Here is a 25,257-nt window from a genome sequence, read left to right as displayed (position 1 = left end):
CCGCCCCCCTCGCTATATCAGCGCGCAACGCGCGCCAGTGCGGCGCGCCCGGCGGATGGCGTCGTCTCACGCTGACGGGTGAACAGGGCGACGGCATGATGTCCCGAGGGGCGTGGGGGTCGCGCGACCGAGATGCTCATGGGTCGCGCAAGACCCGAGCGCGGCTCAATGCCGCGCGTCCCCGAGGGACATCATGCCGTCGCCCTGCTCATGTCAGGGGGAATCGGGGGAACCCAGCCGCGGGCGGGACCCTGGAAACACGAAACCCCCCGCTTTGCTCGCGGAGGGTCTTGGTCCCGACATTTCTAGTTACGGGTTCGAAAGCGACATAAAGATTATAGCATGCCTTGGACGCCTTGTCCAGTCTTAATCACGGCACGACGGCGCCGCCGACCGGCCCGGCGGCGGGAGCGAGGTCCGGGAGCAGGCGCTCGGCGGTGTCGATCTTGTGGTCCTTGGTTTCGCGGACGAGCAGGCCGCCTACGAGGAGGGTGACCAGGCAGACGGCGATGGGATAGGCGAGCCCGGCGTAGATCGCGCCGTCGCCGAGCAGGGCCTTGGCGCGCTCGGAGGTGGTCAGCGCGGTGGCGATCAGGGGCAGGAAGCCGCCGAACCAGCCGTTGCCGAGGTGGTAAGGCAAGGACATCGAGGTGTAGCGGACGTTCGTCGGGAACAGCTCCACGAGGAAGGCCGCGATCGGCCCGTACACCATCGCGACGTAGGCCATCTGCAGCGAGACGAGTAGGATGAGCATGGGGATGTTCAGGGGGGCCGAGAAGGCCTTCATGCCCATGTAAATCGGCACGTAGGTCAGGGCCGCGAGGGCGCAGCCGCCGAGCATGACCGGCTTGCGGCCGATCTTGTCCGACAAGTGCCCGAAGTAGAGGAACATGGGCGTGCCGATGAGCAGGGCCGCCGAGACGACGAGGTAGGAGACCTTCCAGTCGAGCTTGAGCGCGGTCTGCAGGAAGGTCAGCGCGTAGAACTGGCCCGTGTACCACACGACGCCCTGCCCCGCGGTCGCGCCGAACAGGGCGATGAGCACGTAGCGCAGGTTGACGGGGTTGGTGAAGCTTTCCTTCAAAGGGTTCTTCGACAGCTTGCCGTCGGCCTTCAGCTTGGAGAACAGCGGGCTTTCCTTCATCTTGACGCGGATGTACAGGCTGACGGCCAGCAGGAAGAAGCTGAACACGAAGGGGAGGCGCCAGCCGGCGAAAAGGGCGCCCTCGCCGGTCTTGAAGCCGGCTTCTCCCATGAACGCCCTCGTCGCCCCGATCACGAGCATGCTGAGGAAAAACCCTAGCGTCGCCGTGGTCTGGATGTAGGCCGTGTAGTAGCCGCGGCGGGCGTCGGGGACGTGCTCGGCGACGTAGGTCGCCGCGCCCCCGTATTCGCCTCCCAAGGCCAGGCCTTGGAGCAGGCGCAGGGAGACCAAGGCGACGGTCGCCCAGATCCCGGCCTGCTCGTAGGTGGGGAGGAAGCCGACGAGGGCGGTGGCCAGGCCCATCGTCGCCATCGTGACCAGGAAGGTGTATTTGCGGCCGACGAGGTCGCCGACGTGGCCGAACACGAGCGCTCCGAGCGGGCGCACGCCGAAGCCGGCGCCGAAGGTGGCCAGGCTCGCGAGCAGCTGCGCGGTCTCGTCGCCCGGGGGGAAGAACTTCGCGCCGAAGAACACCGCCAAGCTGCCGTAGAGGTAGAAGTCGTACCACTCGAACAACGTGCCGAGGCTCGAGGCGAGGATGACGCGGCGGAGGGTCCCTTGTTCCTGGTTCATGGGCGCTATCCTAGCAACAAGGGGCCGTTCTTTCCCGTTGCGGTTGGGTGACAAAAAAGTCGCCCCCGGCGCCGCAAGCGGCGCCGGGGGCTCTGATTCGCCTACGGCGAATCGTTCTGATCGAAGCTTTAGTTAGAGCTTGCGAACGTTCGCGGCGCGCGGGCCCTTGTCGGACTGCTGCACGTCGAACTCGACGGCCTGGTTCTCAGCCAAAGTCTTGAACCCCTCGCCCGTGATGGACGAGTGGTGGACGAACAGGTCCTTGGACCCGTCATCCGGCGTGATGAAACCGAAGCCCTTCTGATCGTTGAACCACTTCACTTTTCCCGTAGCCATTCTGTTTGCTTCCTCTTTGTTTACGTCTTGCTCACGTACGTCTGTGTGGCGAGATCATCGCTGATCTATGCGTCATTATAGCATAATTCGTCGTCGTCGTCGCGAATATTAGTAATAAAAAAGCGGGGCGGGCCCGAGGGCCCGCCCCGCTCGCGTTCAGGGAGCGATCACAGCCCTTTCCAGAGCTCCGGATCCTGGAGGGAGGCCGCCAGCACGGGCGACTTCGGGTGAGCCGCCTGCAGAGCCATGCCCTCGGATTCGACCGGGGCGCCGGCCGGCTTGTACCAGCACAGCGGGCGGAAGCCCGAGGTCTGCCCGCCGGCCGCGGTGCAGGTGCCCTTCGCCGGGTCGGCCTGGTCGACCTCGTCGGTCACCGCGCGGGAGCAGACCGAGCCCGCGAAGTAGGTGTCGAGCCGGCACTGGGTGCCCGGGTGGGCGTCGTACATCCGGGTGACGACCGCCGGATCCGGGGTGTCGAAGCGGGGGAGGACCGTCTCCCGGCGCAGGATCCGGAACAGCGTCGTCACCGACATGCCGGCCATGGAGCCGCGCACGCACGTCGCGCGGTCGGCCTCCGACTGGAAGGACGCCTCGCAGGCCTTGCGGGGGCCGGCGTCGTCGCCCTTGGGGCCGGTGAAGGAGGCGCCCTCGTCGGCGAACAGACGGCGCAGGCACTTCATGTTGGCGAAGTAGTCGGACTGGCCCTCGTTGGAGGCCCAGTCGTTCCCGCCGCCGTACTTCGGCGCGCCGCCGATGTGGTGGCCCATCTCGTGGCAGACGACGAGCGCCATGCCGTCCTGCGTGATGGACTCGTGCCGGGCCAGGCCGCCGTACATGTTGAGGATGTAGTCGTTGCCGGAGCGCTGGGCCGACGCGTTGACCGTCGCGTTGTCCCACAGGCGCCTGAGGACGAGGCGGCCGCCGCGGGCTTTGATCTCGGGGCCGTAGATCTTCTCGACCCGGTCCATCACCTGATTGAACTGCGCCTGCGAGATGCCCTTCGCCTCGAGAGAGCCGATGGGAATCTTCATGTCGTTCTGCGGCACGAACCCTTCGCACAGCTGCTTCGACGCGGGGACGGCGGACAAGGCCGCGGCGGACACGGCCGCGGCGATCACGCTCACCAGGATGCTTCGTTTCATGGACACCTCCAAGAGAGTCCATCCTGGCATAGTCCGAATCCGGGATGCAAGGGAAAATGGGCCTTTAGTCCCATATATTTAGTGGGCCCTTTGGTCCCGCCTTTGGCCCGCCGGCGTGACGCGGAGTTCACGGAGCCGTTACCGACCCGGGCCGGAGAAAATGTTACGTTCGGCGCATGCCCCGGAAGATACTGGTCGTCGACGACGACAAGGCCATCCTGTCCTTGGTGCGCAGGTACATGGCCTCCGTGGGCTACTCCGTCGTCGTCACCGACAACGGATCCGAGGGCCTGATGCTCGTGCGCGAGTCCCGCCCCGACCTGATCCTCGTGGACTCCGACATGCCCGGTCTCGACGGCCACGCGGTCTGCCGCGTGCTTAAGAAGGAAGCCGCCACGCGGTCGATCCCGGTCGTGATCATGTCGGGCGCGCGCATCGCGGACACCGACGTGCTGGCGGGCTTCGAGGGCGGCGCCGACGACTACGTGATGAAGCCCTTCTCCCTGCCCGTGCTGGCGGCGCGGCTGGAGGCGGTCCTTCGCCGCTACAAGACGAGCGGGAAGCTGGAGTTGAGGCTCAAGAAGGCGGGCATCGAGCTCGATCCCACCGGCCGCACCGTCAAGATCCGGGGCAAGGGAGTCGCCTTGACGCGCAAGGAGTTCGATCTCCTGGCGGTGCTGCTCGAGAAGGCCGGGCGGGCCCTCAGCGTTCCTTACCTGCTCGAGACGGTCTGGGGCTATGATCCGGCCGATTACAACGACCCCGGCACCGTCGAGGTCCACATCTACCACCTGCGCAAGAAGCTCGGCCCGAGGCTCGCCAAGCGCATCCTGAACCTCACCGGCCACGGCTACAAGTTCGAGGCGTAGCCTCCGCCGCCGTCTTAAGCCCGAGTTAAGCGCGTGATAAAGTCCCCGCCAGCCCCGCCCGATATCCTCATGACCAGATCATGGCCGACCAACTCGACGCGTCGTCCTCCGCGGTGGACCCCAACGCCCTGCAGTACCAGGAGATCGTGTTCTCTCTCGCGATGGGCGTGGTGGCCATGCTCGGCCGGGATAATCCCCTGGTCCGCTACCCGGACATCCTCTGGGCCTTCGCGGCCATGCTCGCCTTCAACCTCGGCTACCACCGCCTGCTCCGCGCCCGCGGCGGGACGGCGGCGCCGCTGGTCTCGATGGCGGTCAACGTGGCGCTGTGCTCCCTCGTCCTCGGCCTTTCCGGCGGCGCGCAGTCGAGTTTCTGGCCCTTGTATCTCCTGCCGATCTTCACCGCGTGCCTGCATCTCGACCGCCGCCACGTGCTGGGCGCCTGCGCCGCGGCGGCGGGGTTCCTGGCCTTCTTCTACCTGGAGGCGTTCTGGGAGAGCCGGGAGTGGGAGGCGTGCGAGTTCATCATCAAGCTCGGCGTGCTGGGATTCGCCGCGGCCGTGACGTCGCGCATCTCCTTCAAGGAGCGCGTCCAGCGCCTCGATCTCGCCGGAGCCCGCGCGCGCGTCGAGGCGATGGACCGGACTCTCGCGCAGTCCCAGAAGATGGAGGCGGTCGGCCGGCTCGCGGGAGGCATCGCCCACGATTTCAACAATATCCTCACGGCCATCAAGGGCTACAGCGTGTTCCTCAGGGAGTCCGCCAAGGCGGACGACGCGATGCGCCAGGACGCGGAGGAGATCGAGAAAGCGGCGGACCGCGCGGCGGCGCTCACGCACCAGCTCCTGGCCTTCAGCCGCAAGCAGGTGCTCAAGCCCGAGATACTGGACGTCAACGAGACGATCGTGGAGATCGAGAGCATGATGCGCCGCCTCATCCGCGAGGACATCGAGCTCGTCACGCGCCTGGAGTCCGGTTTGGGACGGATCATGGCGGACCCGGGCCAGGTGTCGCAGGTGTTCATGAACCTGATCGTCAACGCCCGCGACGCCATGCCCGGCGGAGGGAGGATCGTCATCGAGACGGGCGACGTCCCGGCCGACGACAGCCCGCTCGGGGCCCGGGCGGTCATGATCTCGGTGAGCGACGGCGGCATCGGCATGGAAGCCGAGACGCTCGCGCGCGCGTTCGAGCCGTTCTTCACGACCAAGGAGAAGGGGAAGGGGACGGGCCTGGGGCTCTCGACGGTCTACGGCATCGTCAGCCAAAGCGGGGGGCACATCGCGGTCGACAGCGCCCTGGGCCGCGGGACGAGGTTCCGGATCCATTTCCCCCGCCTCCCGGACGGCGCCGTGAACGCGGCGTCGGACGCCCCGCAGGGCGCGGGGAGGACCGCCGGCTCCGAGACCGTCCTGGTCGTGGAGGACGAGGCGTCCGTCCGGAAGCTGATCTGCCGGACTTTGCTCGAACAGGGCTACGAGGTCCTGGCCGCGGCCGACGGAGAGGCGGCGCTGCGGCTGCTCCAGGGACGCCCCGGCCGCGTCGACGTCGTCCTCACCGACATCATCATGCCCGGGATGAGCGGGAGAGACCTTTTCGAGCGCGTCGCGGCGCTGAGACCGGAGACCCGCGTCCTCTACATGTCGGGCTACACGGACGACGAGACCGCCCGGCACGGCGTCCTGTCGCCCGGGACCCCGTTCCTCCAGAAGCCGTTCTCGCCGCGCGCGCTCACGGAGAAGATCCGGGAGATACTGGCTCCCGCGCCCTCCCGGGCCCCGGCCTAACCCCGCGCTCGCTTGCGGGCGGCCGCCTTCTCGAGCGTCGTCCGCAGCGACATCACCTCGTACGGCTTGGCCAGGTAATCGAAGGCGCCGAGCTCCTTGGCGCGCGCGGCCGTCTCGTCGGTCGGAAAGCCGGTGACCATGACGATCTCGAGCGCGGGGCGCTCCCGCTTGAGGGTCTCGAGGACCGCCATGCCGTCCAGGCCGGGCATCATGACGTCGCAGATCGCGACGTCGAAGTCCGCGGCGCGCGCCGCCTCGAGGCCTTTCTCCCCGTCCTCGGCGACGGCGACCCCGAAGCGAATCCGCCGCAAGGTGTAGGACAGCATGTCGCGCAGGCCCTTCTCGTCGTCGATGACGAGCACCCGGACCGGCGCGTTCTGGTCGTTCACGCTCTTTAGGATAGCAGAGTACGAGCGCGCGCGCAGGGGGCAAAGACGTCGAGGCGCCGGTTTAAGCGCCTATTAAGGGCAGGATAAGAGCGGGCGAATCTCCGGCCGCTACTCTGTCCGCATGGATCAACCCAAACCCAAGATACTCGTGATCGACGATGAGAAGGGCCTGCGCGACATGCTCGTTTACGGCCTGAGCGGACGAGGCTACGCCGTGACGACGGCGGCCAACGGGAAGGAGGCCGTCGCGAAGGCGAAGCAGGACGCCTTCGACCTCGCGCTGTGCGACCTGATGATGCCCGAGATGGGGGGGATCGAGACCTTGAAGGCGCTGAAGGAGACGCTCCCGCACATCGAGGTCGTGATGGTCACCGGCTACGCGACGCTCGAGAACGCGGTGGAGTCGATGAAGCTGGGCGCCTACGACTACGTGGCCAAGCCGTACGAGCTGGACCAGCTGTGCGACCTCCTGGAAAAGGCCCTGGAGCGCGGACGCCTCAGGGCGAAGGTCGGGAAGCTCGAGCATCTCAACCGCCTCAAGTCCGAGTTCCTGGCCAACATGAGCCACGAGCTGCGCACGCCGTTGAACGCGATCGTCGGCTACTCGTCCTTGATCCTCGACGAGATATACGGCGAGGTCCCTCCCGCCCAGGCTCAGGCGCTGAACCGCGTCCTCATCAACTCGAAGAACCTGCTCGCGCTGATCAACAACATCCTCGACTTCTCGAAGCTCAACGCGGGCATGATGCCGACGCATATAGAGGAGTTCGACCTGTGCGGCCTCGTGGCCGAGGTCGCGGACACGATGCAGTGCCTGGCCGACGAGAAGGGCCTGGCGTTGAAGGTGGAGTCGGACGGGCTCCTGCTGATCCGCAGCGACAAGACCAAGATCAAGCAGGTCCTGATCAACCTGACGGGGAACGCGGTCAAGTTCACGTCCGCGGGCGGCGTGACTCTGCGCGCGCGGAGGCGGCCCGACGGCGGCGGCGTCCTGCTGTCCGTTCGGGACACCGGCCCCGGGATCGAGGCCAAGGACGTCGCGGCGATCTTCGAGGACTTCAAGCAGCTCGACGGCGCCGCCACGCGCAAGTTCGGGGGGACCGGCCTCGGGCTGTCGATCACGAAGAAGCTCGTGGAGCTCCTCGGCGGGACGATCACGGTGGAAAGCGAGCCCGGACGCGGCGCGGACTTCATCGTGAGCATGGAGCAGGCGGTCGCTCCCCAGGACTCGCTGACCGCCGTCCCGTTCGCGGTCGGCGCGAAGAAGGTCCTCCTCGCCATCGACGACGATCCCGAGGTCCTCCGGCTCCTGCGCGACAGCCTGACCGGCACGGGCTACGCTCTGGTGGGCGCGACGTCGGGAGAGGAGGGGCTGGCCCTCGCCCGCAAGCTGAAGCCGTTCGTCATCACGCTCGACATCATGATGCCTCATCGCGACGGCTGGTCGGTGCTCCAGTCGCTGAAGAGCGATCCGGAGCTGCGCTCGATCCCGGTCATCATCCTCTCGATCATGGAGAACAGGGCGTTGGGCTTCTCCCTCGGCATCGCCGACTACATCGTCAAGCCGTTCGAGAGGCGGACCCTGCTCGAGAAGCTCGCGGGGTTGGAGCTCGTGAGGGGGAAGCGCGTCCTCGTCGTCGACGACGACGAGGGCATACGCGAGTTGATCCAGCTCGGCCTCGCGGGCGAGGGCTACAGCGTGGAATCGGCCCCGACCGGCGCCGCCGCGCTCTCCGCGCTCGCCGCGAAGCCTCCGCCCGACGTCCTCTTCCTCGACCTGAACCTCCCCGACATGAACGGCTTCGAGATCCTCGGCAAGCTCGAGAAGAACAGCGAGTTCAGGGCCATGCGGGTGTTCATCCTGACCGGGCGCAATCTCGACCCCGAGCAGCTGGCCGAGCTCGAGCGCAAGGCGGTCAAGGTGATCGAGAAGGGCTCGGTCAGCCTCACGGCCATCCTCGAGACGCTCAAGGAGAAGCTCCAGGCCCTGGCGGTGGCGAAATGACCCCGCGCACGATACTGGTCGCGGACGACGAGCCCGACAACCGCGCCATCATGGCCGCCGCGCTGGCCGCCTCGGGCTACAAGGTCTGCGAGGCGTCCGACGGCGACGAGGCCGTCGAGCTCGCCCTCCGGGAGCGTCCGGACCTGATCCTGCTCGACATGGCGATGCCCGGCGTGAGCGGCTGGGACGCGATCCGCCGCATCAAGGCCATGCCCCAGACCCGGGACATCCCCGTGTTCGCGTTCACGGCCTACGCGCTGGCCGGCGACGAGCTCAAGGCGAAGGAGGCGGGCTGCGACGGCTACGTCTCGAAACCGTGCGTCCCCAAGGACGTCGTCGAGAAGATCCGCGGCAAGGTGGGCCGCTGACATGCGCGTCGACGCGCGCTGCGCCGACGAATGGCTGATCCGCCTCCTGACGGCGAAAGGCCTCCTGGGCGCGGACGCCTGGGACGGCGCCGGGCCGGGGGCCTCGCCGTACGCGTCGCAGGAGCTCGTGCGGCGGGGGACGATCACGAAAGGACGGCTGGCCGAGGCGGTCGAGGGCCAGTACGGGCTGCGCTTCGCGGAGCCCGATCGCGCCTCCCTGGACAAGATGGCGCTCGCGCTCGTGCCGGAGCGCCTGTGCCAGAGGCACATGATGGTGCCGCTCGCCCTCGTCGGCGAGACCATCGAGATGCTCATGGCCAACCCGCTCGACACGGCCGCTTTGGACGAGGTCTCGGCGCTGTCCGGCCGCCGCGCGACGGCGGCCTACGGCTTGCCCGACAAGATCGAGGAGCTGATCTCCGCCGGCTACGGCTCCGACGCCGCGATCTTCGACCTCCTGAAGCGGCTCCCCGACGAGGCGTCGGTCGAGTGCCTGGAGGACGACTCGGAGGAGCTGGAGGCGGCGCCGACCTCGGTCGCGCTCCCGGTCATCCGCCTCGCGAACCTGCTGATCGCCCAGGCGGTGCGCATGAAGGCGTCGGACATCCACATCGAGCACGAGGAGAGCGTCACCTTGGTCCGCTACCGGATCGACGGCGACCTCCGCAGCATGATGAGGATACCCAAGTCGATCGGCGAGGGGCCGCTGGTCTCGCGCATCAAGATCATGGCCAGCCTGGACGTCGCCGACCGGCGCCGGCCGCAGGACGGGCGCGCGAAGCTCAAGGTCGGGCTCGAGGAGGTCGGCCTGCGCGTGTCGACGATCCCGACCTCTTTCGGGGAGAAGGCCGTGCTGCGCGTCCTCGACAAGCGCGCGGCCGAGATGCCCCTCGAGTCGTTGGGCCTCCGGCCGGACCTCCTGGCGCGCCTGACGGCCGTGGCCGGCTCGGACTCGGGCATGCTCCTGATCACGGGGCCGACGGGCTCGGGCAAGACGACGACGCTCTACTCGCTGCTCCACCGCCTGAAGTCCGAGGACATCAACATCGTGACGGTCGAGGACCCGATCGAGTACCGTCTCGCGGGCATCAGCCAGGTCCAGGTCAACGAGAAGGCCGGGATGACGTTCGCCTCGGCGCTGCGCTCCGTCCTGCGCCAGGATCCCGACGTCGTCCTGGTCGGCGAGATCCGCGACCGCGAGACGGCCGACATCGCGTTCCAGGCCGCCCTGACCGGCCATATGGTGTTCTCGACCCTGCACACGAACGACGCCGTCGCGACGGTCAGCCGACTGCTGGACATGGGAGTCGAGCGCTTCAAGATGGCGCCGGCGCTCATCGGCGTCGTCGCGCAGCGTCTCGTCCGCCGCGTTTGCGCCGATTGCCGCGTCGAGCTCCCGGTCGAGCCGGCCCTCGCGGCCAGGCTGCGCGCGGCGGGACTTCCGGAGAGGCGTTATAAGGGGAAAGGCTGCGAGCGCTGCTCGTTCACGGGCCTGCGAGGCCGCGTCGCCCTGACGGAGCTGCTGGATCTGCGCGATCCGGCGGCGCGCCTGGCGCTCAACGCCGCCCCGGGCGGACGCGGCCTGCGCGAGGAAGCGCTGGCGTCCGGCTGGCTGACGACCTTGTCCGACGACGCCCTCTGGCACGTCTCGCGGGGCGACGTCGCGCTCGAGGAGGGAGCCTTCTACTTCGAGCCGCGGATGACGGCGCCGGCGAAGCCGGCCGAGCCCGCGAAGACCCGCAAGCGGGTGCTCGTCGTCGACGACGTCGCCGACAACCGCGCGGTGATCTCCGCCGCGCTCGGGCCTGACGGCTACGAGCTCGTCGAGGCGGACGGAGGCGCTTCGGCCCTCGCGGAGATCGCGCGGGCCAAGCCCGACCTCGTGCTCCTCGACCTGATGATGCCCGAGGTCGACGGCTTCGCGGTCGTCAAGAAGCTCCGCGGGGAGATGGGACTGGGCGGGCTGCCGGTCATGGTCGTCACGGCGATGAGCGAGGCCGAGTCGCAGGCGCTGGCGCTCGAGGTCGGCGCCGACGACTACATGACCAAGCCGTTCAGCCCGAAGGTCCTTCGCGCCCGCGTGAAGGCGCAGTTCCGCCGCGGCGAGTATGTGTAAAACGAGATGATATAGATTACAATATAGCAAGCAGCGTGAAACGAGCCCTCACAGCCTTCTTGATCGCGGCCCACGCGGCCGTCCCCGCGCGCGCCGTCAACGACCCGTTCGGGCTCTTCGAGGAGGAGTCCCGCGTCGTGACCGCCTCCCGGCGGCCCGAGGCCGTCCGCGAGGCTCCGGTCGCCGTGGAGATCGTCACGGCCGATGATATCCGCGACTCCGGGGCGGTGAACCTTTGGGACTACATGCGCTTCCGCGCGGGCATGAACGTCGTGGACGGCCGCTCGGGGGAGGGCAACCGCGCGCTCGTGTCCATCCGGGGCTTCCCGGCCGAGTTCGTCGACAACATGCTCGTGCTGCTCGACGGGCGCAGCGTCTACACCGGCCTCTCGGGCGGCGCGGTCTGGGAGGCGCTCCCCGTCCAGGCCCAGGACATCGAGCGCATCGAGATCATCCGCGGGCCCAACGCGGCGCTGTACGGCTCGAACGCCGGCCTCGGCGTCGTCAACATCATCACGCGCAGGCCCGCCGCGCGACGGACCCTCTCGGGAGAGGCCCTCGGCGGCAACGAAGGGCTGCACCGCGAGCAGGCGTCCTACGAGGACGGCGGAAAAGCGGGAGCCTACCGCCTGAGCCTCGCCCACAAGGAGCAGCGCGGCTACCCGACGACCGCGGGCGCCGTCGGGCAGGATTATCTCTACTCCAACAAGGGCAGCGCTCGCGCGCTCTGGACCCCGACGGACCGCACCACGCTGGAGCTCATGGCCGGCGGCTCGTGGGACAACCTCGGCGTCATCGACCCCGACCTGCCCTCGGCGCGCTTTCGCCACCACTTCGAGATGCTGAAGCACTCCTACGACCCCGATCCGGACTCCTCGGTCCAGACCATGATCTCGCGCCGCCACGACCTGCGGACCTACGTCCCGTCCTCGGGGAGTCTCCTCACCGTGCGCGAGTACCAGTACGACGCGGAGGTCTCGCACCGGCTCGACTGGATGGACGGCCGCCAGCACACGGTGTACGGCGGCAGCTTCCGCTACACCGGGATCGAGTCGACGCGGCTGTTCTCCGGCCATCCGTACCAGAAGAACGCCATCCAGCGCGGCTTCGCGAGCCAGACCTCGAGCGTCCTGCCCCGCCTGAACCTGATCGGCGCCCTGTCCGTCGAGCACTCGGACACCGGCGGCGTCGAGCCGGCGTATCAATTCGCCGCGGTCGCCACCCCCTGGCACAACCATACCTTCCGCGCCTCCTACGGCCTGGCCCCGACGATCCCGACGCTGTACAACAAGGCCGCGCGCCAGCAGTCCTCCGCGAGCCTCCTTCTGGTCGGCAACCCCGGGATCAGGCCGCAGCGTCTGCGCTCCCACGAGGTCAGCTACCAGGGCCTCCTGCTCGACAAGCGCATGCAGGTGGAGGCGAACCTCTTCTACCTGCGCATCGACCGGCTCGGACGGACCGTCACCCAGAGCTTCAATTTTCCGCTGCTGACCTTGTCCTTCGCCGACGACAACAAGGCCATCGCGCGAGGCGTCGAGGCCAAGTGGAGCTGGCGGTGGGACGCGCGGCGCTCCGTCTACGCCAACTACACTTATGAGAGCCTCTCCGACGCGAAGGCGGTCGTCAACGTCGCCAAGGGCACCCCGCCGCACAAGGTGAACCTCGGCGGGCTGGCGGCGCTCGGGCGCGGGTTCTCTCTCGGCCTCAACGCGGGCTACCAGGACGGCCACACGCTGTACGCGCGGACCACGAACCAGACCTTGGACATCCCGGCGTACTGGCGCGTGGACGCGAAGCTGGCCTATCGCCCCAGGCCGGATTGGGAGCTCTTCGCCGCCTGCCAGAACCTCGCGCGGGCCCGGCACGTCGAGTTCGCCGACGGGCTGGTCGTGCCGAGGACCTATCAGGCCGGGGTCAGCGTGCGGTTGGCGCGCTGAGCGCGCATAAGCTTCATTTAAGCCGGCACTAAGCTCGGGCGGCGCTCCGACGCCGTACACTCCCTACGTGATGGAAAGAGCCTTGAAGCGCGTTCTGATCGCGGCGCTCGTCGCGGCCCCGTCGGGCGCGGCGCGCGCCGAAGACGACGCCTTCCGGCTCTTCGAGGAGGAGGCGCAGGCGATCCGGATAGCCTCCACCAAGCCGGAGACGGTGTTCAACAGCGTGTCCAACGTCACGGTCATCGACCGGAGGCTGATCGAGACGTACAACTACGAGACCGTGGCCGACGCCCTTCAGAGCGTGGCCGGGGTCATGGTCTGGCGGACGTATGCGATGCAGCACGTTCCCACTTTCCGAGGCGCCCTTCAGGAGCACTACGCCAACAAGGTGCTCGTGACCATCGACGGCGTGCCGGCGTGGAACGCCGTGACCGGCGAGGGGGACATCGACCGGGTCGGGATCGACTCCGTGGAGCGCATCGAGGTGCTCCGAGGCCCGGCGTCCGTGCTCTACGGCTCCAACGCGCTGACGGGGGTCGTCAACATCGTCCTGCGCCGGCCGGAAAAAGGCGCCAGCCTCGCCGCGGCCGCAGCCGGGATCGGCAGCGGGCACGGAGGCCTCGCGGGCTCGGTCGAGGTCTCCCGGGCCGCGGGCGTCTACGCGCGCGCGAAGGAGGACGCCTTCTTGTTCTTGTCGGCGGACCATTCGAGCCGGCGAAGCCCGAGCCTCTCGTTCTCGGACGACACGCGGACGGTCTTCGAGCTCAACGAGTACTTCAGCGTGCGCAACGTCAACGCGCGCTGGCAAAACGGCGGGCACAGCCTCCTGGCGAACGTGTCCAACAGCGTCCAGGACTACGGCGGCAACGCCGTCTCGCTGGCGAGCGGCGCGGGCAAGCCGCATGACAAGGAGATGGAGCTCGTGAGCTATTCCTACTCCTTCGGCCCGAGCCTGTCGGACTTGAAGTACTCCGGGACCGTCGACCGGCAGCGGCGGCAGATCCCGAGGGACGCCGCGGACTCCCTTCGCTCGGACATCCTGGGCACGCGGTACGTCAACGCTCTGAGCGCCGCGGCCGACCTCCCCGGCCCGTTCAGCCTGGAGTTCGGCGGCAGCCACGAATACCGCGTGGCCGAGCGCTACAACAACTTCGTCAGCAGTTCCCAGGCCGTGGTCGCCGACAACAAGATGGACGACCGCGTCGTCTGGGAGGGCTCGATCTTCGGCCAGCTCGGCTACGACCGTGGTCCCTGGAAGCTCCTGCTCGGCACGCGCTTCACCCACAACGCGGCCTTCGGCGACGACGTGTCCTCGCGCCTCTCCGCGGTGTACATGGTCGACGAGCGCAACAGCCTGAAGTTCATGGCCGGCCAGTCGTTCGGCGCGCCCACGCCCTTCGAGCTCTATTTCCAAAACTCCCCGGTGACCGTCCTGGGCAATCCCGCTCTGCGGCCGGAGAAGACCTCCTCCGTAGAGCTGTCCTATCTGACCTCCTGGGAAAGGCTTTTCGGGCAGGCGACGGTCTACTACGTGGACTACATCAACACCATCGTCCGCAGCCGAGGCGACTTCACCCGGGACGGCCAGACTTTCGCCAACGCGAACTTCTACGACAACGCCCGGAGGTACAACGCCGAGGGCGCCGAGCTGGAGGCGCGCTACGCGGCCCGGCGGTTCGGCGCCTTCGCGGCCTTCAATTACATCCACGGCGGGCGCGGCGACTCGAACGACGTCCCGGCGCCGGGAGTCTTCGGCCTCTCCGGCGGCCAGTCCTCGAACTTCAAGTTCGTCCCTCGCTATACGCTTTCCACGGGCGTGTCGGGGAACGTCCCGGGTCCCGCTGGCGTCGGGGAGCTCTTCTGCAGCCTCGTGGCCTACCATTACTCGAGCATGGAGACCCTTCGGACGCGCCTTCCCGCGCAGGCCTGGGCGGACGTGAGCGTGGGCTTCAAGAAGGACTCCTTCCGGCACGCCTTGGCGGTCCGCAACGCGGCCGGCGGGACGATCGTCGTGCCCGAGTACGTGCGGCAGCGCACGCTCGAATCCATGCCGCTCGTCAGCGGGCGCCGGATCGACTACACCGTGAGCTATAAATTTTGAACTCGCGACGACGAATGAAGATCGACGGACTGCTGCTCGCGCTGCTCCTCGCGGCCTCGGCCCGGGGGGCGCGCGCGCAGGAGGTCGTGGCCGTCCTGGCTTCGAGCCAGCGCGCCCAGCAGGAGACCTTCGACGGCTTCCAGGCCGCCTTCGGGAAGCCGGTGCCCGTCCTGCCGATGGGCGCGGCGCTCCCGGCCGCCGCCAAGGTCGTCCTCGCGTTCGGGGGGAAGGCGGCCATGCAGCGCTATCCCGACCGCGTGACCGTCGTCTACGCGGTCGCTCCGGGCGCGCTCATCGCTCGCGGGTCCCACGATGGCCCGTCGATCAAGATCATGATGGAGCCGGAGGCCGCGGCTCTGCTGGAAAGGCTGAAGTCGCTCCAGCCCGGGCTCAAGCGGCTGGCCGTGCTCTGGACCAGTGCGCCGCACGTCGGGAGCGCGGCGCGGCTGGTCAAAGCGGGCGCGGCTCGCGGCGTCGCGGTGACCGCGGAGAGGCTGGAGGACGGGGACGCCCTTCCGAGCCGGCTGCGCGCCCTCAAGAGCGGGATCGACGCGATCTGGCTCCCGCCGGATCCCCTCCTCATCAACGCGAGGAACTTCGAGATACTCAAGCGTTTCTCCTACGACAACGACGTCCCGTTTTACGTCCCGACCGAGGGCCTCGCGGAGCAAGGCGCGACCGCGGCGGTGTCGGTGAGCTACAAGGAGATGGGACGCATGATGGCCGAGGCGGCCAAGAGCGCCCAGAAGGGCCGCGCCTCGCCGGCCGAGCTCTATACGGGCTTGGTGCGCGTCGCCGTCAACCGCGCCGCGGCGGCGGAGGCGGGTCTCACCGTCCCCGCGAAGGCGATCGGAGCGGCGAACCTGGTGCTGCCATGAGCCTGTACACGAAGGTGCTCCTCGGCGTCGCTCTCGCCGCCTTATTCGCGGGCGAGGGCGTCGTTGTCTACTCCCGCAAGGCCGTTCACTCCGCCCTCCTCTCCCAGATCCGGGAGCACGGCGAGCAGGAGGCGGAGGCGGTCACCCGCGCTCTGGCGCCCACCATGACCGAGGCCGACGAGAAGCGCCTCCTGCCGATCCTTACCGGCTACCTCCGCGTCAGCGGCGGGGCCTACGCGGCCGCGCTCGACAACGCCGGGCGCGTCGTCGCTCACAGCAACGTCGCCGAGGTCGGCGAGGTCTACGGCGACTCCGAGACCGGGGCGGCCCTGCGGAGCGAGCGGAGCCGCTCCTTCGAGAAGGCGATCGGCGGGCGCCCTATGCTCGTGATGACGTTCCCGGTCTTCGGCGAGACGGAGCGGGACCCGGACGAGGAGTTCCTCCTCTCGGGCTCGGACGGAGGGCTGAAGGGCCCGCGCGTCGGGCTGCTTCTCGTCGGCCTTCCCCTCGACGCGGCGGTCGAGACGGAGCGCCGGATCGGCGCGGGGATCCATCGCCTGGTCCTGGTCCTCGGGGGGGTCTCGGCGCTCCTCCTTTTCTTCTTCCTGCGGCGGCTCCTGGCGCCGATCGCGCTGCTCGCGACCGCGACCTCGAAGATCCGCGGCGGAGACTACGGAGGCAGCGTCCCCGTGACGACGGGCGACGAGATCGGGGAGCTGGCGCGGAGCTTCAACGAGATGAGCCTCGAGCTCGGGCGCGCGACGGTCTCCAAGGGCTTCTTCAACGACATCCTCGACAGCATCCGGGACTGCGTCGTCGTGACCGACGCGGCGGGCGCGATCGTGCTCGTGAACCCCGCCGCGATCGAGCTCCTCGGCTGGCCCAAGGAGTCCCTGCTCGGGCGGCCCGGCGCGGACCTGCTCGACGGAGACGAGGCCTCGTTCACGACGGCCGCCAAGAACGCGGCCGCGCGCTTCAAGACCAAGTCCGGAGAGAAGGTCTCGATCCTGTTCTCCTCGTCCGCGATCAAGGCCGCGGACGGCAGGATCACGGGCTACATCGGCGCCGCCAAGGACGTCAGCGACCTGCGCAAGCTGGAGGCGCGCATGCACCAGTCCGAGAAGCTGTCCGCGGTCGGCCAGCTCGCGGCCGGCGTGGCGCACGAGATCAACAACCCCCTCGGGGTGATCCTGGGCTTCGCGCAGGGCCTGGCTCGCCAGCTGGCTCCGGAGGACGAGCTCGAGCTGCCGATCAAGTCGATCGAGCGCGAGGCCCTGCGCTGCAAGGCCCTCGTGCAGAACCTCCTGACGTTCGCGCGCACCTCCCAGGTGGAGCGCGCCCCGACGGACGTCAACGAGGCCGTCGAGCAGTCGCTGGCCTTGATCCGGACCCAGGCGAAGCTCAGCCGCGTCGTCCTGTCGACGGAGATCGCCAAGGACCTGCCCCCGGTCCTGGGCAACAAGAACCAGCTCGAGCAGGTGATCATGAACCTGGCGAAGAACGCCATCGACGCGATGCCGAACGGCGGCAATCTGACCCTGTCCACGGAGCTGCTCGAGCGGCCGCCGCACTCCTGGATCCTCCTGCGCTTCGTCGACGACGGCACGGGGATCCCGGCCGCGGCGCTGCCGAGGATATTCGATCCCTTCTTCACGACCAAGCCGATCGGGCAGGGCACCGGGCTCGGGCTGAGCCTCGTCAGCGAGATCGTGCAGAAGCACTCGGGCGAGATCTCGGTGGAGAGCCGTCCCGGAAGGACGGAGTTCACCGTCAAGCTGCCCGTGCGCACGGGGCAGGAGCTCGAAAGAGAGCTCGCGCAGCGCCGCCGGGAGAAGAGCGCCGAGCGCGCGCTCGATCCGGCGGCCAAGGGGAGCATATCCCATGGGTGAATCGAGGAAGGTCGTTCTCATCGTGGACGACGAGGCGGGCATGCGCGACATGCTCCGCTGGACCTTCGGCGGATCCGAGTTCGTCGTCGTCGTGGCGCGCGACGGCCGGGAGGCCGCGGAGCTCCTCTCGGAGGGAGGCATCGACCTCGTGGTCACGGATGTCACGATGCCGCGCCAGGGAGGCTACGACGTCCTGGAGGCCGCCGCCGGGACGCGGCCGCGGACGCCGGCGATCGTGATGACCGGCTTCGGGACGGTCGAGATGGCCGTTCTCGCCATGCGGCGGGGGGCGGTCGATTTCCTCCTCAAGCCGTTCGACGTCCGCCTCCTCGCCGCGCGCATACGAGAGACGCTCACGGAGGAGGCGCGTCGAGGATCTGTCGCACCTTCACGAGCAGATCCGCGGCGGTGAACGGCTTGGAGATGAAATGGCCGCTCGAGGCGGAGGATTCCTCTGTCTTTTCCTCGGCGTAGCCCGAGGTGAACAGCAGCCTGCAGCCGGGGCGGGCCGCCTTCAGCCGGCGCGCGAGCTCCGGGCCGCTCATCGCCGTCATGACGACGTCGGTCACGATCAAGTCGAGGGGCTTCCCGGGGTCGCCGTAGAGGCGCAGGGCCTCCTCGCCGCCGCGGGCCACGACGACCGCGTAGCCGTGGCTCTCCAGGATGCGGCGCGCGATGAGCGCGACCGCCGCGTCGTCGTCGACCACGAGGACGGTCTCGTCGCCGCGCAGCGACCCCGGCGCGGGAGGCCTGAGGACCTGCTCGGCCGCGCCTTCGACGGCGGGAAGGTAGACCCGAAAGACGGCGCCGGCGCCGGGCCGGCTGTCGACCTCGATGAAGCCGTTCGACTGCTTGACGATGCCGTAAACCGTGGCCAGGCCCAGGCCCGTGCCCTTGCTCTTCGTGGTGAAGAACGGCTCGAAGAGCCTCGAGAGCGTCCCGGCGTCCATGCCCGCGCCGGAGTCCCGGACGGACAGCCTCACGAAGCGGCCCGGGCGGACGTCGGGCTGCGCCGATAGGGCCGTTTCGTCGAGCTCTACGTTGGCCGTGTCCAGGACGATCGTCCCGCCCTGGGGCATCGCGTCGCGGGCGTTGACGACGAGGTTGAGGATGACCTGCCCGATCTGGTCGACGTCGACGCGCACGTGAGCGAGGTCCCCGGCCGGGACGATGGTCAGCTTGATGTCCTCGCCGATGATGCGCTGGAGCATCCGGTCGAGCTCCGCGAGGACGCGGTTGAGGTCCAGGACCTTGGGCGCGAAGACCTGGCGCCGGCTGAAGGTCAGGAGGCCGGTGATGGCCGTCAGGATGTTGTTGAAGTCGTGGGCCACGCCGCCGGACAGCCGGCCCAGGGCCTCCATCTTCTGCGACTGCAGGAGCTTCGCCTGGCTCTCGCGAAGGGCCGCCTCGGCCTTGAGCCGCTCCTCCCGCTCGCGCCGCTCCCGCAGCGCCCGGTTCAGCACGAGTTCGAGCCGCTCGAGATGGTTCTTGAGCACATAGTCCGTGGCGCCGCGCTTGAGCGCCTCGACCGCCGCATCCTCTCCGATCGTCCCTGAGACCAGGATGAACGGGATGTCCGGCGTCTTTTCCCGGACGAGAGCCAGGGCGGAGAGCCCGTCGAAGACGGGAAGCTTGTAGTCCGAGAGGACGAGGTGGGGGGAGAAGTTCTCGAGCGCCTCGATGAACTCCGCGCGCGTCCGCGCCCAGCGCGTGGACGCCGTCGCGGCCGTCCGGGCGAGCGCGCGCCGGATCAGCGCGGCGTCGCCCGGATCGTCCTCGAGCATCAGGATGCGCAGTCCTCCTTCCTCGCCGGTCGGCGTCACGGGCGGTCGTCCAGCCTCGGCGCGGCCTCGTTGAGGACGAGCCAGTACAGTCCCAATTGCCTCACGGCCTCGACGAACTGGTTGAAGTCCACGGGCTTGCGGATGTAGCTGTTGGCCCCCAGCTTGTAGCCGGCGATCAGATCCTGCTGTTCTTTCGAGGAGGTCAGGATCACGACGGGAACCAGCGCCGTGCGCTCGTCGGCCCGGATGCGCCGCAGAACCTCCAGGCCGTCGACCTTGGGCAGCTTGAGGTCGAGGAGCACGAGTGCCGGCGGGCCCTTCGCGTCCGGTCCCAGCAGCAGTTCGAGAGCCAGGGCGCCGTCCCGGGCCGTGACGATCTTGTTGGCGATGTTGTTCTTCCTTAGGGCCCGCAAGGTGAGGGCCTCGTCGTCCAGATTGTCCTCGATGAGGAGAATGAATTCAGCGTCGCTCATGCGGTCCTCCCGGGCGTCATTGGAATCGTGAAATAGAACGTCGCACCGCGTCCTGGAGAGGCTTCCGCCCACACTCGTCCGCGGTGGCGGTGGATGATGCGCTGCACGGTCGAGAGGCCCACTCCGGTGCCGGGGTACTCGGCCTCGCTGTGAAGGCGTTGGAAGGTGCCGAAGAGCTTGTGGGCGTAAGCGGGATCGAAGCCGGCCCCGTTGTCGCGCACGTAAAAGACCGGGGTCCCGTCCGCCTGCCGGAAGCCGGCGACCTCGATGCGGGCGAGGTCCGTCCTGGAGGTGAATTTCCAGGCGTTGTCGAGGAGATTCTGCAGGACGAGGCGCAGGAGCCGGGCGTCGCCTTCCACGGTGAGGCCGGGCGCGACCGACATCTCGGCGCGGCGCGTGCGGTCGCCGTCTTGGAGTTCATCCGCGATCGACCGCGCCATGGCGCTCAAGTCCACGCGCTCGCGGCGCATCTCGACGCGCGAGACGCGGGAAAGCTCGAGGATGTCGTCGATGAGCTGCGCCATGCGTCGGCTGGCCGCGCGCACGCGGCCGAGGTTCTCCGCGCTCTGGGCGTCCAACTTGCCGGCGCAGTCCTCCAGGACGGCCTGGCTGAAGCCGTCGATGGACCGGAGCGGCGCCCGAAGGTCGTGCGCGACGGAGTAGGAGAAGGTCTCCAGCTCGGTGTTCACGCGCTTGACCTCGTCGACCAGCCTCGCCTCGCCGACCAGTTCCCGCGTGCGCTCCACGAGGTTTCTGGTCACCAGCATCCCGACGAGCGCAACGACGGCGGCGAGGAGTCCGCTGACGGCGACGTTCGTCAGGGCGATGGTCCGCGACTTGGCGTCGATCCACTCCGTGCGCATGCCCACCTCGACGAAGCCGATGGGCGCCGCCATGGAAGGCGTTCGCGCCGTGTCGGCCTCCACGACCGGCACTATGGGGACTTCGACCAGGAGGACGGGAGTCTCGGGGCGTTCCGGGCGGAATTCGCGCCGGACACGGCCGGCGGCGTCGCGGATCCGGAGGCTCCCGATATGCGTGACCGTCCGGCTCGAGTCCACGAGCGCGGCGAGCGACCGCTCGTCCTCCAAGATCATGGGCACGAGGGCGCCGCGGGCCGTCGCCTCCGCGAGCGTCCGCGCCTCGCTCCTGAGCGAATCCTTGAGCAGCCCCTCCGCCTGCTTGGTGGACATGAAGGCGGAGAGACCGGCGATCGTCACGACCGACAGGAGGATGACCACGAACACCTGGCGGGCGAAATAGACCCATTTGACGACGTCCGTGCGGCTGAGATCGTAGTGGAGCAGGGAGGAAGTCGCCGCGTCCACGGCCGCGGCGACCCGGGCCCGGACGCTCAGGATCAGCGCAGCAGCCGCCATGGCCTGCCCGCGGGCGGGGAGATGTTCCATTTGTCGACGAGCGCCCCGTTGAGCAGCAGCGCCCCTTCCCGCGGGGCGGACTGCAGCCGTTCCTCCGGCGCGAGCTCTCCGTCGAGGATCGAGCCGAGCATCTCGGCGGCGCGGGAGCTGAGGCCGACGGCCTCGGGCTCGAAGGCCAGCAGCGCGCCCTGCCGCACCTCCCAGGGGCCGTTGGCGATCATCGGCACGCCGCGCGAGAGGCTCCGCTCGCGCAGGAACTCGAAGCCGGCGCCGCGCACGAGCATGGGGTCCCCGACGACCCAGATCGCCCGTGAGGTCTCGAGGAGGTCGCGCACGGCCGGCGCCAGTTCCTTGAGGCTCGCGATCCTCCTCTCGGACAACGGCAGCCCGCGCTCCGCGGCCCCTTTGCGTATCCAGGCGGCGACGGGCTCGTAGCCCGGGGTGTAGGCGAGGCCGAGCGTCCCGGGCAGCATGGCTTCGACCGCGTCGAGCAGGCTCTCGACGCTGTACGAGAACAACCCCGAGACCGAGGGAGAGGAGAGGCGCTCTCCCGGGACCAGGCCGGCGCCGACGAAGTATACCGGCGCGTCCTCGAGCTCGCGGGTCACGAACGCGGTCGCCTCGTCTCCCACGGCGACGATCAAGTCCATCGACGCGAGCGAGGCCAGGAGCCTGCCTTTCTCGATCGGGTCGGCCGACTCGTTCGGCTTCAGCGAGTGGACGGAGAGGGCGGCGCGCCCGCGCGCGGCGGCCGTCAGCTTCCGGAGCAGCGGCGCGTCGGCGCGGCCCACCACGACCGTCACCGCGCGCGGCGCGGGCGCGGCGGCCGAGGACGGGGGCGTCAGGCACGACAGCAGCAGCGCGAGGGCTTCGGTCGTCATCATCAGTAAGTGACGGTCAACCCGAGCAGGAGAGAGTAGCCGCTGAGCTTGAGATCGCCGAGGCCCTGGTACGGCAGCTTGTAGTAGAGGTCGCTCGCCTCGGCCTTGAGGACGACCCCGTCCCGGACCCGTACGGCCGCTCCCGCGGCGGCCGCCCATAGCGCCTCGCGGCCCCGGCCCGCGTCGTCTCCGTGGGTGAAATAGTCCTCGAAGCGGGCCCATACGGTCAGCGGCTTGCGGAACGCCGTCAGCTTCGTGTAGTCCGCCTTGATGAAGAACCCGTCGGTGCGCCAGTTCTTGGAGCCGAAGTTGCTTACCAGGCCCTCGTCCGCGCGCACGCGCATATAGAGATACTCGCCGTTGAGATCGAAGCCGGCCAATCGCGCGCGCGCATGCGCCCCGGCCATCTGCAGCAGGCGCGCGTCGCCCGCGCCCCATTCGCCGCGGTAGTACGACACGCCGGCGCTCGTCTCCGAGAGCGCCTCGGGCGCGACGTCGACGCGGCCGCCCAGGGCGATGCGGTGGTTGGCGTCGCGGCTGCCGATGTTGTTGGCGATCGTCAGGCCGCCGGGCAGGCCGGCGTTGCGGAAGCTCGCGGTTGAGCCCGGCACCGTGCTGTAGCCGTTGACCGCGTAGACGTCCGCCGTCAGCGCGAAGCCCCCGAGGTCCACCGTCCGCTTCGCCGAGACGCCGATATCCGACATGGGCAGCCCCAGGATGCCGCTCTGGAACACGGGGCCCGTGATCGAGGCGCGTTGGAAGCCGTAGAAGCGGTTCTGGTTGTACCAGCCGAAAGGCAAAGTGATTTTTCCCGCCTGGAAACGGGAGCCGTACGCGAAGTGCTCGATATAGGCGTACTGGATGCGGATCGTCCGCGTGTTGACGCCGACGTCGCGGTAGGTGACGTCCATCAGCACTTGCGTATCCTCGGCTATGCTCGTCGTCGCGAACAGGCCGATGGCGTCGATGGTCATGCCGCGGCTTTCGAGGCGGCCCGAGCCTAAGTTGAAGGAGTTGAGCACGGATGGGGGGCCGTCGATCTTGAAGCGGGACTGGGTCGTGGCTTGGATGTCGCCGTAGCCCGTGAAGATCACCTTCGCCCGCGCGGACGGGCTGGATAGGACGGCGAACGCGGCGGCCGCGGCGAGACCTCGCGACGACGATTTCGACATGGGCATGGCGCGAGTCTAGGGATTTCGCCGCGAATTGTCGATTACAGACTGTAAGGACGTCTCAGTCGGGCCGGGACGGCCGGTCGTCGATGATGAGATGATAGCCGGCGGGAACGGCGTCGACGCGCAGGAACGCGAGGTCTTTCAAGTCCTGGCGCAGGCGCATGACCGTCACGTCGACGGTATTGAGATTGTCGTTGCCGTCCCAGATGCGGTCCAGGAGTTCCTCGCGGCTCATCGCGCGTCGCGCGTGCAGAAGCGTGCAGAACAGCTGGAAGCGGCGAGCGGGGAGCTCCGATAGCCGGTGCTCGTCGATCCAGACCGCCCGCTTGAGAGGATCGACGACGATGCTCCGTTTGCGCGCGGCCGGCGGCCGGAGGAGAGCCGCGACGCGGGGCAGGAGGGATTCGAACCCGGCGCCCTTGAGGAAGACCGGCCCGAGACCCAGCGCCTCGGCGGCGGTCTCCAGGATGCCGTTCGGGATGGCTCGCCCGGTCATCAGGATCGCGGGTATCGCGGCGGTCTCCGAGCTCGCTTGGAGGGCCTTGACGAGCGCGACGCCGTCCAGGCCGGGCATCGCGATATCGCTCAGGATGACGGCGGGACGGGCGGCCGCGTCGCGAACGATCTCAAGCGCCTCTCGGGTGGAGGCGGCGCTGGTGACTTCGAGGCCATTCTTCTCGAGCAGGCGGCGGAGCAGGCAGCGCTGCTCTCTCTCATCATCGACGACGAGCACTCGCCTGTTCATTTGTTTATTATACCAATTACAACTCCGTTCAGGCGAAGAACCCGCGCTCATGGAGGAGGCGCGTCGAGGATCTGGCGCACCTTCTCGAGCAGATCCGCGGCGGTGAACGGCTTGGAGATGAAATGGCCGCTCGAGGCGGAGGACTCCGCTATCTTTTCCTCGGCGTAGCCCGAGGTGAACAGCAGCCTGCAGCCGGGGCGGGCCGCCTTCAGCCGCCGGGCGAGCTCCGGGCCGCTCATCCCCGTCATGACGACGTCGGTCAGCACCAGGCTGGGCTGCTTGTCGGGGTCGCGGCACATCCTCAGCGCCTCCTCGCCGTCGCGGGCCTCGCGGACCGTGTAGCCCCGGGTCTCCAGGATGCGCTTCGCGATGAGGCGGACGGCGGGGTCGTCGTCCACGACCAGGATGGCCTCCGTTCCCTTCGTCGACCCGGCGGGCGCCGGCTTGAGCGCGGCGTCGAGCTCGGCGTCGACGGCGGGCAGGCATATCCGGAAGGCGGCGCCGGCGCCGGGCCGGCTGTCGACCTCGATGAAGCCGTTCGACTGCTTGACGATGCCGTAGACCGTGGCCAGGCCCAGGCCCGTGCCCTTGGGCTTCGTCGTGAAGAACGGCTCGAACATGTGGGACATCGTCGCGGCGTCCATCCCGACCCCGCTGTCCTCGACGGACAGCTTCACGAAGCGCCCCGGCCGGACGTCCGGGTGATGGCGGAGGTCCCTCTCGTCGACGACGACGTTCGAAGTCCTCAGCACGAGCGTTCCGCCCTTGGGCATCGCGTCGCGGGCGTTGACGACGAGGTTGAGGATGACCTGCCCGATCTGGTCGGCGTCCACGTGCACGTGGTCGAGGTCCGCGGCCGGAAGGACGGTCAGCTTGATGTCCTCGCCGATGATGCGCTGGAGCATCCGGTCGAGCTCCGCGAGCACGCGGTTGAGGTCGAGGACCTTGGGCGCGAAGACCTGGCGCCGGCTGAAGGCCAGGAGCTGGCGCGTCAGCGCCGCCGCTCGGAAGGCCGCGTTGAGTATCTCCCGGATGTCGGACCGCAGGCCGTCGTCGAGCTTCGGGCTCAGCAGGGCCATCTCGCTGTAGCCGGTGATGGCCGTCAGGATGTTGTTGAAGTCGTGGGCCACGCCGCCGGACAGCCGGCCCAGGGCCTCCATCTTCTGCGACTGCAGGAGCTTCGCCTGGCTCTCGCGAAGGGCCGCCTCGGCCTTGAGCCGCTCCTC

The 25,257-nt window shown here is 68.6% G+C and carries 21 protein-coding genes; 10 read left to right on the top strand and 11 right to left on the bottom strand.

What is annotated here, in order from left to right; genetic code table 11:
* Positions 1 to 370: 370 nt before the first annotated feature.
* The 3 genes from HYV14_00500 to HYV14_00490 all read right to left on the bottom strand — a co-directional run bounded on the left by HYV14_00500 (position 371) and on the right by HYV14_00490 (position 3,255).
* Entirely contained in the window at positions 371 to 1,777 is a 1,407-nt protein-coding gene (locus HYV14_00500) for an MHS family MFS transporter (GenBank protein ID MBI2384471.1), read from the bottom strand.
* Positions 1,778 to 1,909: 132 nt separating this feature from the next.
* Complete coding sequence (locus HYV14_00495; protein MBI2384470.1) at positions 1,910 to 2,113, bottom strand: cold-shock protein; 204 nt, start codon at positions 2,111 to 2,113, stop codon at positions 1,910 to 1,912.
* 167 nt (positions 2,114 to 2,280) lie between these two features.
* Entirely contained in the window at positions 2,281 to 3,255 is a 975-nt protein-coding gene (locus tag HYV14_00490; protein ID MBI2384469.1) for a hypothetical protein, read from the bottom strand.
* A 176-nt stretch (positions 3,256 to 3,431) separates the two neighbouring features.
* On the opposite strand from HYV14_00490, the gene HYV14_00485 reads away from it, so the two are divergent.
* Both HYV14_00485 and HYV14_00480 read left to right on the top strand, forming a co-directional pair.
* Positions 3,432 to 4,124, top strand: a complete 693-nt coding sequence (locus HYV14_00485) for a response regulator transcription factor (protein MBI2384468.1) — start codon at positions 3,432 to 3,434, stop codon at positions 4,122 to 4,124.
* An 80-nt stretch (positions 4,125 to 4,204) separates the two neighbouring features.
* The gene (locus tag HYV14_00480) at positions 4,205 to 5,911 is read left to right on the top strand and encodes a response regulator (GenBank protein ID MBI2384467.1); all 1,707 of its coding nucleotides are present in this window, start codon (positions 4,205 to 4,207) and stop codon (positions 5,909 to 5,911) included.
* On the opposite strand, the gene HYV14_00475 is transcribed toward HYV14_00480, so the two are convergent.
* Complete coding sequence (locus HYV14_00475; protein ID MBI2384466.1) at positions 5,908 to 6,300, bottom strand: response regulator; 393 nt, start codon at positions 6,298 to 6,300, stop codon at positions 5,908 to 5,910. The genes HYV14_00480 and HYV14_00475 overlap by 4 nt on opposite strands.
* 121 nt (positions 6,301 to 6,421) lie before the next feature.
* Here HYV14_00475 and HYV14_00470 point away from each other — a divergent pair, with 121 nt between their 5' ends.
* The 8 genes from HYV14_00470 to HYV14_00435 all read left to right on the top strand — a co-directional run bounded on the left by HYV14_00470 (position 6,422) and on the right by HYV14_00435 (position 18,006).
* The gene (locus tag HYV14_00470) at positions 6,422 to 8,305 is read left to right on the top strand and encodes a response regulator (protein MBI2384465.1); all 1,884 of its coding nucleotides are present in this window, start codon (positions 6,422 to 6,424) and stop codon (positions 8,303 to 8,305) included.
* Positions 8,302 to 8,673 carry a response regulator gene (locus HYV14_00465; GenBank protein ID MBI2384464.1) on the top strand — a complete coding sequence of 124 codons (372 nt, stop codon included), beginning with the start codon at positions 8,302 to 8,304 and terminating at the stop codon, positions 8,671 to 8,673. Before HYV14_00470 ends, HYV14_00465 begins: the two co-directional genes overlap by 4 nt.
* Before the next feature lies 1 nt (position 8,674).
* Positions 8,675 to 10,789 carry a Flp pilus assembly complex ATPase component TadA gene (gene tadA, locus HYV14_00460; protein MBI2384463.1) on the top strand — a complete coding sequence of 705 codons (2,115 nt, stop codon included), beginning with the start codon at positions 8,675 to 8,677 and terminating at the stop codon, positions 10,787 to 10,789.
* Between the two features lie 35 nt (positions 10,790 to 10,824).
* On the top strand, positions 10,825 to 12,726 hold the full coding sequence (locus tag HYV14_00455; GenBank protein MBI2384462.1) for a TonB-dependent receptor: 1,902 nt from the start codon (positions 10,825 to 10,827) through the stop codon (positions 12,724 to 12,726).
* Positions 12,727 to 12,796: 70 nt separating this feature from the next.
* On the top strand, positions 12,797 to 14,827 hold the full coding sequence (locus HYV14_00450; GenBank protein MBI2384461.1) for a TonB-dependent receptor: 2,031 nt from the start codon (positions 12,797 to 12,799) through the stop codon (positions 14,825 to 14,827).
* A 14-nt stretch (positions 14,828 to 14,841) separates the two neighbouring features.
* Positions 14,842 to 15,705: a hypothetical protein gene (locus HYV14_00445; GenBank protein MBI2384460.1), complete on the top strand. Its 864-nt coding sequence runs from the start codon at positions 14,842 to 14,844 to the stop codon at positions 15,703 to 15,705.
* Complete coding sequence (locus tag HYV14_00440) at positions 15,702 to 17,594, top strand: HAMP domain-containing protein (GenBank protein MBI2384459.1); 1,893 nt, start codon at positions 15,702 to 15,704, stop codon at positions 17,592 to 17,594. Before HYV14_00445 ends, HYV14_00440 begins: the two co-directional genes overlap by 4 nt.
* Complete coding sequence (locus tag HYV14_00435; GenBank protein ID MBI2384458.1) at positions 17,587 to 18,006, top strand: response regulator; 420 nt, start codon at positions 17,587 to 17,589, stop codon at positions 18,004 to 18,006. The genes HYV14_00440 and HYV14_00435 overlap by 8 nt, the downstream gene beginning before the upstream one ends.
* Here the strand turns inward: HYV14_00435 and HYV14_00430 are convergent.
* From HYV14_00430 to HYV14_00400, 7 genes are all read right to left on the bottom strand, one after another.
* Entirely contained in the window at positions 17,948 to 19,417 is a 1,470-nt protein-coding gene (locus tag HYV14_00430) for a response regulator (protein ID MBI2384457.1), read from the bottom strand. The genes HYV14_00435 and HYV14_00430 overlap by 59 nt on opposite strands.
* Positions 19,414 to 19,851: a response regulator gene (locus tag HYV14_00425; GenBank protein ID MBI2384456.1), complete on the bottom strand. Its 438-nt coding sequence runs from the start codon at positions 19,849 to 19,851 to the stop codon at positions 19,414 to 19,416. Before HYV14_00425 ends, HYV14_00430 begins: the two co-directional genes overlap by 4 nt.
* On the bottom strand, positions 19,848 to 21,260 hold the full coding sequence (locus tag HYV14_00420) for a hypothetical protein (GenBank protein MBI2384455.1): 1,413 nt from the start codon (positions 21,258 to 21,260) through the stop codon (positions 19,848 to 19,850). The genes HYV14_00425 and HYV14_00420 overlap by 4 nt, the downstream gene beginning before the upstream one ends.
* Positions 21,212 to 22,114: a hypothetical protein gene (locus HYV14_00415; protein ID MBI2384454.1), complete on the bottom strand. Its 903-nt coding sequence runs from the start codon at positions 22,112 to 22,114 to the stop codon at positions 21,212 to 21,214. Before HYV14_00415 ends, HYV14_00420 begins: the two co-directional genes overlap by 49 nt.
* On the bottom strand, positions 22,114 to 23,289 hold the full coding sequence (locus HYV14_00410) for a hypothetical protein (GenBank protein ID MBI2384453.1): 1,176 nt from the start codon (positions 23,287 to 23,289) through the stop codon (positions 22,114 to 22,116). The genes HYV14_00415 and HYV14_00410 overlap by 1 nt, the downstream gene beginning before the upstream one ends.
* 55 nt (positions 23,290 to 23,344) lie before the next feature.
* Positions 23,345 to 24,031, bottom strand: coding sequence for a response regulator transcription factor (locus HYV14_00405; protein MBI2384452.1), 687 nt, complete (start codon positions 24,029 to 24,031; stop codon positions 23,345 to 23,347).
* Between the two features lie 47 nt (positions 24,032 to 24,078).
* Positions 24,079 to 25,257 (bottom strand): response regulator (locus tag HYV14_00400; GenBank protein ID MBI2384451.1); only part of this gene is annotated, 1,179 nt, incomplete at its 5' end.

Source organism: Elusimicrobiota bacterium (assembly GCA_016182905.1).
In the GTDB taxonomy this organism is placed as follows: domain Bacteria; phylum Elusimicrobiota; class Elusimicrobia; order UBA1565; family UBA9628; genus GWA2-66-18.
The sequence above is the reverse complement of the archived record's forward strand: the minus strand, read 5'-3'. Positions and strand labels throughout refer to the sequence as shown.